Below are 15720 nucleotides of genomic sequence, written 5' to 3'. Positions count from 1 at the left end.
AAGGGCAGCACCGCGCGCGATGGACACCCGGCTCATTCCGCCGCCTCCGCCATGTGCCCATGCACCCCCAGATCCACCACCCGCAACGTGGTGCGTACCCGCTGCGTGGTGCCGTCCTGGAAGCGGATCACGGTGTCGACAGGGATGTCGAAATCGCCGCGGTAGATCGCGTCGATGATGCCGGCGTATTTCTCGTTGATGACGCCGCGGCGCACCTTTCGCGTCCGGGTGAGCTCGCCGTCGTCGGCGTCGAGCTCCTTGTAGAGCAGCAGGAAGCGCGAGATGCGCTGGGCCGGCGGCAGCGTGCCGTTGACGGTCTCGACCTCCTTCTGCAGCAGGGCGTAGACCTCCGGCCGTGAGGCGAGGTCGCTGTAGGTCGTGAAGGAGAGCCGGTTCTTCTCCGCCCATTTCGAGATGATGGAATAGCGGATGCAGATCATGGCCGCGAGCGCGTCGCGGCCGGCGCCCAGCACCACGGCCTCCGCGATATAGGGCGAGAATTTCAGCTTGTTCTCGATGAATTGCGGCGAGAAGCGCTCGCCGCGCGAGGTCTCCGCGAGATCCTTGATGCGGTCGATGACGACGAGCTGCCGGTCGGCATTGAAATAGCCGGCATCGCCGGAGCACATCCAGCCGTCCTTGATGTCGGCGACGCTCGCCTCGGGATTCTTGTAATAGCCAAGGAACATGTTGGGATGCCGCACCACGATCTCACCGACGCCGTGGACGTCGGCATTGTCGATGCGGATCTCGATGCTGTCGGCCATCGGCACGCCTGTCGTATCAGGATCGACCTTGCCCTCGCGATGCAGCGTATAGGCCCCCAGCAGCTCGGTCTGGCCGTACAGCGTGCGCAGCGGCACTCCCATGGCCTGGAAGAATTTGAAGGTTTCGGGGCCGAGCGCTGCGCCGCCGGTCGCGGCCGACCGCAGGCGGGTGAAGCCGAGGCGGTCGCGCAGCGCGCGGAACAGGATCGCGTCGGCAAGGCCGGAACGCTTGCCCCGTTCGAGTGCGGCGAGGCCGCTCTTCATGCCGATGTCGAACAGGCGCTGCTTCAAGGGCGTTGCGTCCATCACCTTGGCGCGGACGTCGGCCGCGATCGATTCCCAGACACGGGGGGCAAAGAGCACGAAGGTCGGCGCGATCTCGCGCAGATCGTTCATCATGGTGTCGGGCTCTTCGACGAAGTTGATCTTCATCCGGCACAAGAGACCTTTGCCGAGCACGTAGACCTGCTCCATGATCCAGGGAAGCGGCAGCACCGAGACGTATTCGTCATCGGATCCCTTCGGATCGAAGGCGAGATAGGTCGCGCAATGGCCGAGCACGCGCCCGGCCGCGAGCATCGCGAGTTTCGGATGCGAGGTGGTGCCTGACGTCGTGCAGAGGATCGCGACGTCCTCGCCCTTGGTGGCATCGACCAGCCTGTCGTAGAGCTCCGGCTCCCGCACAGCACGCGCCCGGCCGAGCTCGGCAAACTTCTCCGCCGACATCAGCCGGGGGTCGTCATATTTCCGCATCCCGCGCGGATCGGAATAGATGATGTGCTTCAGCTTGGGCGCGCGCTCGGCAAGGGTAAGAAGCTTGTCGACCTGCTCCTCGTCCTCGGCAAAGACGAGTTGTGCCTCGCCATAGTTGAGGAGATAGGAGGCCTCCTCGTCCAGCACGTCGCGATAGAGCCCGAGGCTCAGTCCACCGATCGCGTGGGTCGCGACTTCCGCCGCGACCCAGTCCGGCCGATTGTCGCCGATGATGCCGATGACATCACCGCGGCCAAGGCCGAGTTCGACCAGGCCGAGGGCGAAATCGCGCACCCTTGTCTGGTAGTCGTTCCAGGTGAAGATGCGCCAGAGCCCGAGATCCTTCTCGCGCAAAGCGATCTCGTTGCCGTGCTCCCTGGCATTGAGCCGGAGCATCTTCGGATAAGTGTCGGCCTGCGCGACGCGGCCTGCATAGTCTGTCATGCCGCGCTCTCCTGCGCCGGCGGCGCGTCGTCGGGATCGACCAGCACCTCGTCCTCCTCGCCAAGATAGGCGCGCTTGACGTGGGGATCGGCGAGCACGGTGGCCGGATCGCCTTCTGCGATCTTCTTGCCGAAATCCAGCACCATGACGCGATGGGAGATGTCCATCACCACGCCCATGTCGTGCTCGATCATCACCACCGTCATCCCGAACTCCTCGTTGAGATCGACGATGTAGCGGGCCATGTCCTCCTTCTCCTCGAAGTTCATGCCGGCCATGGGTTCGTCGAGGAGAATGAGACGCGGCTCCAGCGCCATGGCGCGGGCGAGCTCGACACGCTTGCGCAGGCCGTAGGAGAGCGTGCCTGCGGTCGCCTTGCGCACCGACTGCAGGTCGAGGAAGTCGATGATCTCCTCGACCTTGCGGCGGTGCTCGAGCTCTTCCTTGCGCGCGCCGGTGAGCCAATACAGCGAGCCCGTGAGGAAGTTGTTCTTCAGGAGGTGATGGCGGCCGACCATGATGTTGTCGAGCACGCTCATGTGGTGGAACAGCGCCAGGTTCTGGAAGGTGCGGCCGATGCCGAGCGAGGCGCGGGCATTCGGCGTCAAACCGGTGATGTCGCGGCCTTGGTAGAAGAGCTGGCCTTCGGTCGGCTTGTAGCGACCGGAAATACAGTTCACGATCGAGGTCTTGCCGGCGCCGTTGGGGCCGATAATCGAGAACAGCTCGCCCTCCCTGATGGCGAAGCCGACGTCGGTCAGCGCTCGCACACCGCCGAATCGCAAGGACACGCCGCGCACTTCAAGACTGGTAGCCACCAAACGAATCCCTCCCGGTCATGGCGCATTTCAGCGGCGCTCTTCGTCCGTTCTGTCGAGCGATCCTAGTACGGCGGTGACGGTGAGGCCATGCATCAGATGGTCTCGACCGGAGCCGCGTACTCTCGTTCCCGTTTGGGATCGAAAGCCGTATCGCCCGAGGTGGTCCTCAATAGGGGAAAGCGCTATTTTGAAATGTCTCCGGGCTGACAATTCTGCGACAAAGTTTGCGGGCCGGCAGCGGCGTTCATCTTTGGTCGAATGGCGGTCGATACCATCATGTTGCAATGCAGCAGAAAGCGGAGTGACGAAATCGTGCGGCTGGCCGCCAGATCATGATTTCAGAAGATCATCTGAAGCGCGTCGCCGCCTGGTCGCGCGAGCTCACGCAAGCGGAGATCGAGGTCGCGCGTGCCGGAATCACGGAGCGGTCCTACGGCACCGGCGAGACCGTGTTCATGCGCGGTGACATTTTTGCCTATTGGGCCGGCATGGTGAGCGGCCTGGCACGTATGGGCGGGGTCTCGCGCGACGGCAAGGAGACCAGCCTTGCCGGGCTGACGGCAGGGGCCTGGTTCGGCGAGGGCAGCGTGCTCAAGAACGAGCCGCGCCGCTATGACGTGGTCGCGCTGCGCGACAGCCGCGTCGCACTGATGGAGCGCAGTGCATTCATGTGGCTATTCGAGAACAGCGTCGGCTTCAACCGCTTTCTGGTGCGCCAGCTCAACGAGCGGCTCGGCCAGTTCATCGGCATGCTCGAAGTCAACCGCACCCTGGACGCCACCGCGCGCCTCGCCCGCAGCATTGCTTCGCTGTTCAACCCGATCCTCTATCCCGAATCGACCACGCATCTGGAGATCACGCAGGAGGAGATCGGGGCGCTCTCCGGCATGTCCCGCCAGAACGCCAACCGCGCGCTGAACCGGCTGGAGAAAGAGGGGCTGCTGCGGCTGGAATATGGCGGCGTCACCATCCTCGATATCGAGCGGCTGCGCGGGTACGGGGATTAGAGCGGATGTTCGTCACCGCGCGTTGGCGGGGGCGTGCACAGGCCAGAGGTCGGCGCGCCAACGCACCGCGATCGCCAGCATCGCGAAGAAGCCCGCGGCGGCATAGAGCGAGCCCGTCGCGGAATAGCCGATGACGTCGATCAGGCTGCCGGCTGCGAGCAGTCCGATCGGCAAGCCATAGATGACCATCATGCGCACGCCCATGACGCGGCCTCGCAGATGTGCGCTCGCGGTGCGCATCAGAATGACGGCGGCCGAGATCATCGACATGCTCTGGGCGATGCCGGCGAGCACGAGGCAGGTCATCGCCACCGGCATGGACCTGACCTCGACGAAGACCAGCAGCATGGCGTACCAGGCCAGCGTCGCGCCGATCAGAAGCCGGGCAATGCGCACGCCACTGACCAGGCTGAGCGTGATGGAGCCGATCAGCGAGCCGACGGCGAAGCTCGCCGAGAGATAACCGAGGCCGGTCTGGTCGGTGTGAAAGATCTCCCGCGCGATGTAGTGCAACAATCCGCCCGTGAAGGGAAATGCGGTGAGATTGGCCAGGAAGGCGACGCACAGCGCCGCGCGCATTCCCGGGCCGTTCCAGGCATAGACGATGCCTTCCTTCAGGTCGCCCAGCAACCTCGAAACCGCGTGGCCGTTCGCCGGGAGATTGCTCGTGGTGACCGACCTTTCCGGCCGCGTCAGGCAGAGCATCAGAAGCGCAGCCACGAGGTAGAGCCCGGCAATCGCCACATACACGAGCCCAATGCCAAGGACGGCGAACAGCCCGGCGCCAGTCAACGCCCCGGCGATGCGGGCGCTGTCCTGGGTCGTGCGCGCAACGCTGATGGCGCCGACCAGCTGCCCGGCCGGCATGATCTCGGCAAGCAGCGCGCCGCGGACGCCGAGATCCGAAGGGCGGATCAGGCCCATGATCGCGACGATGATCATGACGCTCAGCGGCGACAGGTGACCGGTCAGCGCCAGGACCATGATGGTCGACGACAGCGCCGTATAGGCAAGACGCATCGCGACCAGGAGATCGCGATGGCCCATGCGGTCGCCGATCATGCCGAACACGGGCGCGACCAGTGTTCCGACGAACTGGAGTGAAGCAAGCACGGTGAGCAGCAGCACCGAGCCAGTTTCGACAATGATGTACCAGCCGAGTACCAGCGTCTCGACCTCGAAGGCCCAGGAGGTGAGCAGATCCGATGGCCATTGAAAGCGGTAATTGCGGATGCGGAACGGCGCGAGCGCAGAACGTCGTGCGGCTGTGTTCAAGACGCGATGGCGCGTGTCACGGCGATTCCCTAGCCCGTGTGGTTTCTTTTCATTTCCCGCAACGTAGGGCCGCCGACGCGCGTGTCAATCAGAGCGGCCGCATGCCGCTCCCGCGCTCAGCTCTTATCTGGTCGCGGCCGGTTTCCGCTCCGCCAGCGCCGCGGCCATCGCCGAGATCAGCGGACGCATGAAATAGGCTTCATCCGCCGGCGAGACGTCCGTGCGCAGACCGTGCGCGGCGAGTTCACCGGAGACCGCCGGCCCCACCGAGGCGATCAACGTCCGTTCGAGGCCTGTACGCAGTTTTGCTTCGGCGCCATACGCCTTCGCCGCCTGGATCAGGCGGCGGACCTGGCCGAGATTGGTCAGCGCAATGGAATCGATCCGCCCCTCGGCCATGTCGTCGATGGCGGCGACGATGTTCGCATCCGCTGCCTTGGAATCGTAGACATAGGGCAGCACAGTATCGACGGCGGCGCCTCGCGCGGCCAGCGCGCCGGTCAGCGCGCCGTGGTCCTTGTCAGGATAGAGCTGGAGACCGAGGCGTCGTCCTTTCAGGTCGAGCCTGGCCAGCATCTCGATCACCCCCTCGGTGGTCGGCTTCTCCGTGGTCTGCTGCGCCTCGAGACCGATCTCGCGCAGCGCCTTGCCGGGCTTCGGACCCCGGGTGAATTTTCGCGCTTTGGCGAGTGCCGCGACAAGGGCGGTGTCGAGCCCGCGTGCGCCGGCGAGCTTCATGATCCGACGCAGGCCTTCGCCCGTCATCAGCACGAGATCGTCGAAGGGCTTGTCGATGGCACGCCAGATCCAGGCCTCCACCGGAGCCGGGTCCGGCGCATCACGGATGGTGAACATCGGGCATTGCACGACCTCGGCGCCTTGCTCGGCCAGAAGCTTCGAAAACTGCGCCTCCTCCCGCGTTTCCAGAATTAAGATGCGGTAGCCGTTCAAGCGGTCGGCCATGGGTATGCTCCGATCATGGATTGCAATCGTCCGTTCATCCTGACTCTGCGCCCGGGATTGGCGCAAGGGCGGGGTCGGTGCTAGAGCAGGGCGCAAATCGCGGATAGTTCCGCTGCACAAACCTTCATCAAGAACCAAGCCTGTTCATCAACATGCCCGACCATCAATATGTCCTGACCCTGTCCTGTCCGGATCGCCCCGGCATCGTTTCGGCGGTGTCGACGTTCCTTGCCCACAACGGACAGAACATCCTCGACGCCCAGCAGTTCGACGACGTCGAGACCGAGAAGTTCTTCATGCGGGTGGTGTTCACCGCGGCCGATCTTGCCGTGGAACTGTCGGCGCTGCAGACCGGCTTTGCCGCGATCGCCGAGCGTTTCGGCATGGAGTGGCAGATGCGGGACCGCGCCGCGCATCGCAAGGTGATGCTGCTGGTGTCGAAATCCGACCACTGCCTGGTCGACATCCTCTATCGCTGGCGCACCGGCGAATTGCCGATGATTCCGACCGCGATCGTCTCCAACCATCCGCGCGAAGTCTATTCCGGGCTCGATTTCGGCGGCATCCCGTTCCACCATCTGCCCGTGACCAAGGAGACCAAGCGCGAGCAGGAAGCGCAGATCATGGACCTCGTCGGCAAGACAAAGACCGATCTGGTGGTGCTCGCCCGCTACATGCAGATCCTGTCCGACGATCTGTCGGCAAAGCTGTCGGGGCGCTGCATCAACATCCACCACTCGTTCCTGCCTGGCTTCAAGGGCGCCAAGCCCTATCACCAGGCCCATGAGCGCGGCGTCAAGCTGATCGGCGCCACCGCGCATTACGTCACGCGCGACCTCGACGAGGGCCCGATCATCGACCAGGACGTCGAGCGCATCAGCCATCGCGACACGCCTGAGGATCTGGTCCGGAAGGGCCGGGACATCGAGCGCCGCGTGCTGGCACGGGCCATCCGCTACCATCTCCACGATCGCGTCATCCTCAACGGCCGCAAGACGGTGGTGTTCGTGGATTGATCGTGGGAGTCATTCCGGGGCGATGCGCCAGCATCGAACCCGGAATCTCGAGATTCTCAGGTGCGCAATTGCGCACCATAGTTCGCCTCTTCGAGGCGCCCCGGAATGACGATTCAACGCACCGCGTTGCCCGACGCCGTTCCCGTTGCGCCCTTCTGGGCCTGTTCTTCCTTCTCGCGATCCGCGGCCGGCAGCAGGCGTTTGCGTTCGCGTTCCTTCATGTAGGCGTCGTATTGCGGCGTGCCCGGTCGCGGCGGAGCATCGGCGGGCAGGCCGCCGGCCCATTGCGGGACGTAATCGCCCATGCCGGCGGAGAGTTTTTCGTTAACCGTCCCGCAGCCGGACAGCCCCGCGGCAAGCGCAACGAGGACGAGGGCGGAACGAAGAGGCTTGGGCATGGTGTACGCGTTCGGTGATTGGACGCCAGTTCGGCAGGAAGAAGCGTAGCCTTCAACAAGGTAAAATAGACTTATTCGAGGTAGGTAATTTGTTACCGAGTTGCGCCCGAGTGAGGCGCGTGGATGTACAGATTCTGCAAAAGAAAGGCGAAATCCTCCATGCACGCGATCCTTCGCATTTCTGGACTTGGTGCGAGGCTCGCGACAACATGGCTTGGTCCGCGGGCAGGGGTTTTCGTTGACAAGTCCATTTTGTTTGTACATTCGTACAAATGAAGGCGGTGCTCGAGCTACTCCGATGCGGTGGCACCGCGTCCAGTCGATCGGTCTTCTGGACACTCGGGCTGTGCCGAAGGGCCGCCGAACGTCCGATTGACAAGCAGGGCGCGAAAGACGCCCATGTGGCGCCGCCGAGCACTTGCGGCAGCTAAAGGTGAAGGCAAGGGCCGGGCACTCGGTCCAGGGCACAACGGTCAGGAATGAAGGGGAGGGACATCTGATGTTCGAACGCAAACAACTGTCGCATAAGGCGACTTGGGCCGCCGCGGTTGCGGCCATTGCAGGCCTTGCCGGCCTCGCGCCTGCGAAGGCCCAGGACAGCGTCAAGATCGGTCTGATCCTGCCGATGACCGGCGGCCAAGCCTCGACCGGCAAGCAGATCGAGAACGCGATCAAGCTCTACATGCAGCAGAAGGGCGACACCGTCGCCGGCAAGAAGATCGAGATCATCGTCAAGGACGATGCTGCGATCCCGGACAAGACCAAGACCGCCGCGCAGGAGCTGATCGTCAACGACAAGGTCAATTTCATCGCCGGCTTCGGCGTGACTCCAGCCGCGCTTGCTGCCGCGCCGCTCGCCACGCAGGCCAAGATTCCGGAAGTCGTGATGGCAGCCGGCACTTCCATCATCACCGAGCGCTCGCCCTATATCGTGCGCACCAGCTTCACGCTGGCGCAGTCATCAACCATCATCGGCGACTGGGCGGTGAAGAACGGCATCAAGAAGGTCGCGACGCTGACTTCGGACTACGCGCCGGGCAATGACGCGCTCAACTTCTTCAAGCAGCATTTCACCGCGGGCGGTGGTGAGGTGGTCGAAGAGGTCAAGACGCCCTTGCAAAATCCTGACTTCGCGCCGTTCCTCCAGCGCATGAAGGACGCCAAGCCCGATGCGATCTTCGTGTTCGTGCCGGCCGGCCAGGGTGGCAACTTCATGAAACAGTATGCCGAGCGCGGCCTCGACAAGGCCGGCATCAAAGTGATCGGGCCCGGAGACGTCACCGACGACGACCTGCTCAACAACATGGGCGATGCTGTGCTTGGCACCGTCACCGCGCACCTCTATTCTGCGGCGCATCCCTCGCAGATGAACAAGGATTTCGTCGCAGCCTACAAGAAGGCCTTCGGCAACCGTCCGGGCTTCATGGCCGTGGGCGGCTATGACGGCATCCATCTGATCTACGAGGCGCTGAAGAAGACCGGCGGCGACACGGACGGCACCAAGCTTGTCGAGGCCATGAAGGGGATGAAGTGGGAAAGCCCGCGCGGCCCGATCTCGATCGATCCCGAGACCCGTGACATCGTGCAGAACATCTACATCCGCAAGGTCGAGAAGGTCGACGGCGAGCTCTACAACGTCGAGTTCGCGACCTTCGAAGCCGTCAAGGACCTCGGCAAGACCAAGAAGTGACGCGCGAAAGCGCGTCATCCCGGAGCGCGCATTAGCGCGAAACCGGGATCTCATGCCGCTTGCTCCAGCGTCATGCCCGGGCTTGACCCGGGCATCCACGCGGCGGCCCGGACAAGAACGTGGATGGCCGGGACGAGCCCGGCCATGACGACCAACTCCAAGCTGAGACAATGACCGCAATCCTCACCAACCTGTTCGATGGCGTTGCTTACGGCATGCTGCTGTTCGTGCTCGCCTGCGGGCTCGCGGTCACGCTCGGCCTGATGAATTTCGTCAATCTCGCCCATGGCGCCTTCGCCATGGCCGGCGGCTATGTCTGCATGGTGCTGGTCAACCGGATGGGCTGGCCATTCTTCGCCGCCCTGCCGCTCGCTTTCGTTTCTTCGGCTGCAATCGGTATAGTGCTTGAACGCACGCTGTACCGCCACCTCTATGCGCGCAACCATCTCGACCAGGTTCTGTTCACGATCGGCCTGACCTTCATGTCGGTGGCGGCCGTGGACTACATCCAGGGCTCCTCGCGCGTCTTCATCAATTTGCCGGCCGCGCTCCAGGGCCAGTTCGACCTGTTCGGCGTCGGCATCGGCCGCTACCGGTTGATGATCATCGTGATCTGCGGCCTGCTTACCATCGCGCTTCAGATGGTGCTGGCCAAGACGCGCTTCGGCAGCCGCCTGCGCGCCGCGGTCGACGACCCGCGCGCCGCCAGCGGCCTCGGCATCAACGTGCCGCAGGTGTTCGCCTTCACCTTCGCCTTCGGATGCGGGCTCGCCGGCCTCGGCGGCGCGCTCAGCGCCGAGATCCTCGGCCTCGACCCATATTTTCCACTGAAATTCATGATCTACTTCCTGATCGTGGTCACCGTGGGCGGCTCCTCTTCGATCACCGGCCCGTTCCTGGCCTCGCTCCTGCTCGGCATCGGCGACGTCGCCGGCAAATATTACGTGCCGAAGATGGGGCCGTTCGTGATCTACACCATGATGATCCTGATCCTGATCTGGCGCCCGAACGGCCTGTTCGGCCGCACGGCCGCGCGTTGAGTTCGCCGATGAGCGCTTCGTCCGACGTCGGTTATCACGCCCAGCGCCACGCGCGGTGGCACTACGGTGAAGTCGCCTTCTGGCTGATCGTGCTGGCCTGCGGCTTCGCCTTTCCCAACCGCTATCTGATCATGACCGACATCCTGCGGCTCGCGCTGTTCACGATGTCGCTCGACCTGATCCTCGGCTATGCCGGCATCGTCTCGCTCGGCCATGCCGCGTTCTTCGGCGTTGGCGCCTATGCGGCCGGGCTTCTTGCGCTTCATGGCATCGTCACCGAGCCCGTGCTGGCGCTGGTCGTCGCCGGTCTTGCCGCGATGGTGCTCGGCTTTGCCACCAGCTTCCTGGTGATCCGCGGCGTCGACCTGACGCGTTTGATGGTGACGCTCGGCATCGCCCTGCTGCTGGAGGCGCTCGCCGAGCGCTTCTCCAACATCACCGGCGGCACCGACGGCCTGCAGGGCATCGAGATGCAGCCGATCTTCGGCGTGATCCCCTTCGACATGTTCGGCAAGGCCGGCTTCTTCTATTCGCTGGCTGTCCTGTTCCTGCTGTTCCTGTTCGCCCGCCGTGTCGTGCATTCGCCGTTCGGCCTGTCGCTGCGCGCGATCAAGAACAATCCGCTCCGGGCCGCCGCCATCGGCATTCCGGTCAACCGCCGCCTGATCGCGATCTACACGCTGGCTGCGTTCTATGCCGGCATCGCGGGCGCGCTGTTCACCCAGACCACTGCGATCGCCTCGCTCGATGTGTTCGCTTTCGAGCGATCCGCCGACTTGATGCTGGTGCTCGTGATCGGTGGCACCGGCTATCTCTATGGCGGGCTGATCGGCGCGGTGGTGTTCCGCATGCTCCAGGAATTGTTCTCGACCATCACGCCGCAATACTGGCAGTTCTGGATCGGGCTCGTGCTGGTCGTGATCGTTCTGGTCGGCCGCCAGCGGCTGCATCGCTGGGTGCTGTATGTGCCGAATCTGGTGATCAAGCAGCTCGCCGGGCGCAAGGCCGTCGTTGCCGTGCCGGAGAGCGACGCATGACCATCGCGCTCGAAACGAAGAATCTCGAAAAGCAGTTCGGCGGCCTGCGCGTCACCCGCGATTTGTCCTTGAGGATCGAGCAGGGCGCCCGCCACGCGCTGATCGGCCCGAACGGCGCGGGCAAGACCACGGTCATCAACCAGCTCACCGGGGTGCTCAAGCCGAACTCGGGCCGCATCCTGCTCGAAGGCCAGGACATCACCGATCTGCCGGTGCACAGGCGCGTGCTGCGCGGCCTGTCGCGTACCTTCCAGATCAACCAGCTCTATCCCGACCTGACCCCGCTCGAGACCATCGGCCTTGCCGTTTCCGAGCGTCTCGGCCATGGCGGCGACTGGTGGCGACGGATGGGCACGCGCAATGACGTCAATGACGAGATTGCCGAACTGCTGGCGCGCTTCCACCTGCTCGACGTCATGAACGAACAGACGGTGACGCTGCCCTACGGCAAGCAGCGCCTGCTCGAGATTGCGGTTGCCATTGCCGCCAAGCCGCGCGTTCTGCTGCTCGACGAGCCCGCTGCCGGCGTGCCCGAGAGCGAGCGCCACGACATTCTCGCCGTCGTCGGCGCGCTGCCGCGCGACGTCACCGTGCTCCTGATCGAACACGACATGGATCTCGTGTTCTCCTTCGCCGACCGCATCTCGGTGCTGGTCTCGGGCGCGCTGCTCACCGAGGGGCCGCCCGAACAGGTCGCGCGCGATCCGCAGGTGAAGGCTGTCTATCTCGGCGAGGAGGCGGTCAATGTCTGACCTGCTCGCGATCGATTCCCTGCGCGCCGGCTATGGCGAGGCGGTGGTCCTGCCCAACATGTCCCTGCGCCTCGCCGAGGGCCAGGTGCTGGCGCTGCTCGGTCGCAACGGCACCGGCAAGACCACGCTGATCAACTCCATCGTCGGCGTCACCCGCCGCTTCTCCGGCTCGATCGCGCTCGCCGGCGCCGACGTCACGACGCTGCGTCCCGACCAGCGGGCCCGCGCCGGCATTGGCTGGGTGCCGCAGGAGCGCAACATCTTCCGCTCGCTGACGGTGGAAGAGAACATGACGGCGGTGGAGCAGCCCGGTCCCTGGACCGTCGAGAAGGTTTACGAGATGTTCCCGCGGCTGAAGGAACGGCGCAGCAACTTTGGCAACCAGCTCTCCGGCGGCGAGCAGCAGATGCTGGCGATCGGCCGCGCGCTGACCCTCAACCCGAAAGTCCTGCTGCTGGACGAGCCGACCGAGGGCCTCGCCCCCATTATCGTCGAGGAGCTGCTCAAGGCGATCGGGACCATCACCCGGGCGGGCGGCATCTGCTCGATCATCGTCGAGCAGAATGCCCAAAAGATTCTGGGGCTCGCCGACCGCGTTGTGATATTGGAGCGCGGAACGATCGTCCACGACGCCCCGAGTGCCGCGCTGAAGGCCGATCCCTCGGTCCTGGAACGCCACCTCGGCGTCGCAGGGGCAGCGGTCCACTGATTTCTTCGCTTCTCCCCGCTTGCGGGGAGAAGGAGTACAACGAGCGCTGACTGAAATTTCGGGAGAAACAAAAATGCAGCGAACCAGAGCCCCTTTCCGCGCCGACGAGGTCGGCAGTCTCCTGCGTCCGGCCAAGATCAAGGAGGCGCGCGCCAGGCTCGAGAAGGGCGAGATCTCGGCCGACGATCTGCGCAAGATCGAGGATTTGGAGATCGAGAAGGTCGTGCACAAGCAGGCCTCGATTGGCCTGAAGCTCGCGACCGACGGCGAATTCCGCCGCTCCTGGTGGCATTTCGACTTCCTGGCCAAGCTCACCGGCTGCGAGCTGTTCCACCCCGACACCGGCATCCAGTTCGCGGGCGTGCAAACCCGCCACGATGCGGTCCGCGTCATCGGCAAGCTCGATTTCCCCGACAACCACCCGATGCTGGATCACTTCCGCTTCCTGAAGAAATACGCCGACCAGGCCCACGTTACCGCCAAGATGACGATCCCGTCGCCGACGGTGCTCCACTTCCGCGGCGGCCGCAAGTCGATCTCCAAGGACGTCTATCCCGATCTCGATGCGTTCTACGAGGATCTCGGCAAGACCTATCGCAAGGCGCTGAAGGCCTTCTATGACGCCGGCTGCCGCTATCTCCAGTTCGACGATACCGTCTGGGCCTATCTCTGCTCGCAGGACGAATTGCAGAAGGCGCGTGAGCGCGGCGACAACCCGGATGGTCTCCAGCAGATCTATGCGCGCATCATCAACTATGCGCTGGCCGAAAAGCCAGCCGACATGGTGGTGACGACGCATGTCTGCCGCGGTAATTTCCGCTCCACCTGGATCTCCTCGGGCGGCTACGAGCCGGTGGCCGAGACCATGCTCGCCGGCACCAATTACGACGGTTACTTCCTCGAATACGACAGCGACCGCGCCGGCGGCTTCGAGCCGCTTCGCTTCCTGCCCAAGGGCAACAAGGTCGTCGTGGTCGGCGTCATCACCTCGAAGTTCGGTGAGCTCGAGAAGAAGGACGACATCAAGCGCCGCCTGGAAGAAGCCGCCAAGTTCGCCCCGCTGGAGCAACTCGCACTCTCGCCGCAATGCGGCTTTGCCTCGACGGAAGAGGGCAACGTCCTCTCCGAGGAGGAGCAATGGGCCAAGCTCAGCCTTGCGGTCGAGATCGCGAAGGAAGTGTGGGGCCAGTAAGTCTCCGCAGCTAAGGCTCACGCATGTCCCGGACGCGCTGCAACGCTCTTGCGTTGCTGCGCAGAGCCGGGATCCATGCTGCTCGACTTGCTCTTCGGAGATATGGGCCCCGGCTCTGCAGCGCACCGCTGAAGAGCCGCTGCGCTGCGTCCGGGGGCACGAGAGCATCTCACCTCTCCGCCCGATCGACCTCCCCCATCACGGCGAGTTCGACCACGGCACCTGATTGTTCTTCGTGGCCGACACCAACCTCAGCCCGCACCCGCCTCAACATCTTCTGCGCCTCCACGCCCGGCGTGTCGACTTGGCGCGAGAGCGGCGGAGCACCGCGAGCTCGCGCCTTCGCCGTCGGGTGGGACCTCTCCTGGCGCGGTCGCGTAGCCCATCAGCGGCGGCTCGCCGCGGACGGATCGTGGCGCCGGACGTATGCGCTATTCCCCGAGTGGGCAGAATTTGCTAGGACACAGAACCCAACCTACCTGCCCACTGTGTCCCACTCCATGAAGAACGACGAAATCCTGAGCCAGATCACGGAGTTCTGCCGCAAGGCGGACATGGCGGAATCGACGTTCGGCCGGCGCGCGGTGAATGATGGGAAGCTCGTGCATCGCCTGCGCGAGGGAAAACGCATCACCATCGACACCCTGGAGCGGATCCAGGCCTATATGGCCGCATCGATCGCCGGCGGCATGCCGCCGCCGCGGGGACTTCAGGTCCCGCCCGAAAAGCGCGATCCACGCGGCAATTTCCGGTTCTTCGAGAACCGCCAGAAATACCTGCTGTTCGTCCACACCTGCAGCGAAAAGCGAGTGATCGCAGACAGGGTCGCGCTGGAACTGGCCTCCATCCATCCGCGCCCGCCGGCCTTGCGCCTGTTCGATGCCGGCGTCGGCGACGGCACGGTGCTGGCGCGGGTGCTGCGCGCAACGCATCAGCGCTTTCCGCACATGCCGTTCTATGTCGCCGGCAAGGAGCTCAGTCTGGAGGACCTGCGCCTGACCCTGGAAAAGGTGCCGGATCGCATTTTCGAGCATCCGGCATCGGTATTCGTCTTCACCAACATGTTTTACGCGGAGGCGCCCTGGCTCACGCCGGCATCGCCGGCTGCGGCGGCCGCTACCGTCTGGCACGAGGTGCCGCTCCGCGGCGCTTCGTCGGGCGAGTTCGAGCAGCAGATCGCGGAGCTGAGGCCATTCCTGGAGCAGAACTGGCGCGCCGCGATCAGCCCCCGCACCGCCATGCCGCTCTACGAGCGGCCCGTCGTCCTCGTGCTCTATCGCGAGGACCACAGGTTTCTTCTGGATGCGACCATTCCGCGGCCGGGCCAGGCCGAGGCCAATTTCGACCTCGTCATCGCTTCCCAGCCCTACCGGGCCCTGTCCTCGGTCAATTTCCGGGCCAAGCGCATCATTGCCCCCCTGGCGCGGGCGCTTCGACCGGGGGGGCGGCTGATCGGAATCCACTCCCACGGCCAGGATCCGGGCATGGAAATGATCCAGGCGATCTGGCCGGGAGAAAACCCTTTCTCAGTGAGCCGTCATGAGCTATTGCGCGCAGTTAAGTATGAACTTGGATCGGTGGGCCGCGACTTAAATTTTAATGCCTACGCGGACAACCGTTCGATCTTCAGGTATGATATGGAAGCTCTGCCCAACGAGGTCACGGGCACTATCGGAACCTCGACGGCCTTTGCAGCGTGGAATGCGGCAGTGTATGTCGCTCAGATTGAGGACGACCGGTTGACGGAAATGACTCAAAACAGCCGCACCCTGGACGCCGCCAGGGACGTGCTTCGAAAGTACAATGGGCTCTGGTTTCTCGACGAATCCTACGTCATCTCGCGCCGGCGTGATTGA

General features: G+C 64.1%; 14 protein-coding genes and 1 pseudogene. 9 read left to right on the top strand and 6 right to left on the bottom strand.

Going from position 1 to position 15720, the window contains the following annotated elements; translation table 11 throughout:
• Positions 1 to 32 precede the first annotated feature (32 nt).
• Together H1B27_RS17725 and H1B27_RS17720 are read right to left on the bottom strand one after the other, a co-directional pair.
• Positions 33 to 1964: a long-chain fatty acid--CoA ligase gene (locus H1B27_RS17725; RefSeq protein ID WP_197966917.1), complete on the bottom strand. Its 1932-nt coding sequence runs from the start codon at positions 1962 to 1964 to the stop codon at positions 33 to 35.
• Positions 1961 to 2782 (bottom strand): ABC transporter ATP-binding protein, encoded by an 822-nt coding sequence (locus H1B27_RS17720; RefSeq protein ID WP_035674435.1) that lies wholly within the window; start codon positions 2780 to 2782, stop codon positions 1961 to 1963. The genes H1B27_RS17725 and H1B27_RS17720 overlap by 4 nt, the downstream gene beginning before the upstream one ends.
• A 335-nt stretch (positions 2783 to 3117) precedes the next feature.
• Between H1B27_RS17720 and H1B27_RS17715 the strand changes: the two genes are divergently transcribed.
• Positions 3118 to 3792, top strand: coding sequence for a Crp/Fnr family transcriptional regulator (locus H1B27_RS17715; protein WP_028181433.1), 675 nt, complete (start codon positions 3118 to 3120; stop codon positions 3790 to 3792).
• Positions 3793 to 3804: 12 nt separating this feature from the next.
• Here H1B27_RS17715 and H1B27_RS17710 read toward each other — a convergent pair whose 3' ends face one another.
• Together H1B27_RS17710 and H1B27_RS17705 are read right to left on the bottom strand one after the other, a co-directional pair.
• A complete protein-coding gene (locus tag H1B27_RS17710; RefSeq protein ID WP_197966916.1) occupies positions 3805 to 5067 on the bottom strand; it encodes an MFS transporter in 1263 nt (420 codons plus the stop codon).
• A 123-nt stretch (positions 5068 to 5190) separates the two neighbouring features.
• The gene (locus tag H1B27_RS17705) at positions 5191 to 6030 is read right to left on the bottom strand and encodes a uroporphyrinogen-III synthase (RefSeq protein WP_197966915.1); all 840 of its coding nucleotides are present in this window, start codon (positions 6028 to 6030) and stop codon (positions 5191 to 5193) included.
• 152 nt (positions 6031 to 6182) lie between these two features.
• On the opposite strand from H1B27_RS17705, the gene purU reads away from it, so the two are divergent.
• Positions 6183 to 7046, top strand: a complete 864-nt coding sequence (purU, locus tag H1B27_RS17700) for a formyltetrahydrofolate deformylase (protein WP_197966914.1) — start codon at positions 6183 to 6185, stop codon at positions 7044 to 7046.
• Between the two features lie 113 nt (positions 7047 to 7159).
• Here purU and H1B27_RS17695 read toward each other — a convergent pair whose 3' ends face one another.
• A complete protein-coding gene (locus tag H1B27_RS17695; RefSeq protein WP_197966913.1) occupies positions 7160 to 7444 on the bottom strand; it encodes a hypothetical protein in 285 nt (94 codons plus the stop codon).
• A 499-nt stretch (positions 7445 to 7943) separates the two neighbouring features.
• Between H1B27_RS17695 and H1B27_RS17690 the strand changes: the two genes are divergently transcribed.
• The 6 genes from H1B27_RS17690 to H1B27_RS17665 all read left to right on the top strand — a co-directional run bounded on the left by H1B27_RS17690 (position 7944) and on the right by H1B27_RS17665 (position 13864).
• The gene (locus tag H1B27_RS17690; RefSeq protein WP_197966912.1) at positions 7944 to 9134 is read left to right on the top strand and encodes an ABC transporter substrate-binding protein; all 1191 of its coding nucleotides are present in this window, start codon (positions 7944 to 7946) and stop codon (positions 9132 to 9134) included.
• 170 nt (positions 9135 to 9304) lie between these two features.
• Complete coding sequence (locus H1B27_RS17685; protein ID WP_197966911.1) at positions 9305 to 10174, top strand: branched-chain amino acid ABC transporter permease; 870 nt, start codon at positions 9305 to 9307, stop codon at positions 10172 to 10174.
• An 8-nt stretch (positions 10175 to 10182) separates the two neighbouring features.
• A complete protein-coding gene (locus H1B27_RS17680; protein ID WP_197966910.1) occupies positions 10183 to 11211 on the top strand; it encodes a branched-chain amino acid ABC transporter permease in 1029 nt (342 codons plus the stop codon).
• Positions 11208 to 11963: an ABC transporter ATP-binding protein gene (locus tag H1B27_RS17675; protein ID WP_197966909.1), complete on the top strand. Its 756-nt coding sequence runs from the start codon at positions 11208 to 11210 to the stop codon at positions 11961 to 11963. Before H1B27_RS17680 ends, H1B27_RS17675 begins: the two co-directional genes overlap by 4 nt.
• The gene (locus tag H1B27_RS17670; protein WP_061878850.1) at positions 11956 to 12672 is read left to right on the top strand and encodes an ABC transporter ATP-binding protein; all 717 of its coding nucleotides are present in this window, start codon (positions 11956 to 11958) and stop codon (positions 12670 to 12672) included. The genes H1B27_RS17675 and H1B27_RS17670 overlap by 8 nt, the downstream gene beginning before the upstream one ends.
• A 73-nt stretch (positions 12673 to 12745) precedes the next feature.
• On the top strand, positions 12746 to 13864 hold the full coding sequence (locus H1B27_RS17665) for a cobalamin-independent methionine synthase II family protein (RefSeq protein WP_197966908.1): 1119 nt from the start codon (positions 12746 to 12748) through the stop codon (positions 13862 to 13864).
• Between the two features lie 169 nt (positions 13865 to 14033).
• Here H1B27_RS17665 and H1B27_RS40160 read toward each other — a convergent pair.
• Positions 14034 to 14247, bottom strand: a pseudogene (locus tag H1B27_RS40160) (caspase family protein); the annotation flags it as partial.
• Positions 14248 to 14364: 117 nt separating this feature from the next.
• Here H1B27_RS40160 and H1B27_RS17660 point away from each other — a divergent pair.
• The gene (locus H1B27_RS17660; RefSeq protein ID WP_061878907.1) at positions 14365 to 15720 is read left to right on the top strand and encodes a hypothetical protein; all 1356 of its coding nucleotides are present in this window, start codon (positions 14365 to 14367) and stop codon (positions 15718 to 15720) included.

The organism is Bradyrhizobium diversitatis (assembly GCF_016031635.1).
GTDB classification, from domain to species: domain Bacteria; phylum Pseudomonadota; class Alphaproteobacteria; order Rhizobiales; family Xanthobacteraceae; genus Bradyrhizobium; species Bradyrhizobium diversitatis.
The sequence above is the reverse complement of the archived record's forward strand: the minus strand, read 5'-3'. Positions and strand labels throughout refer to the sequence as shown.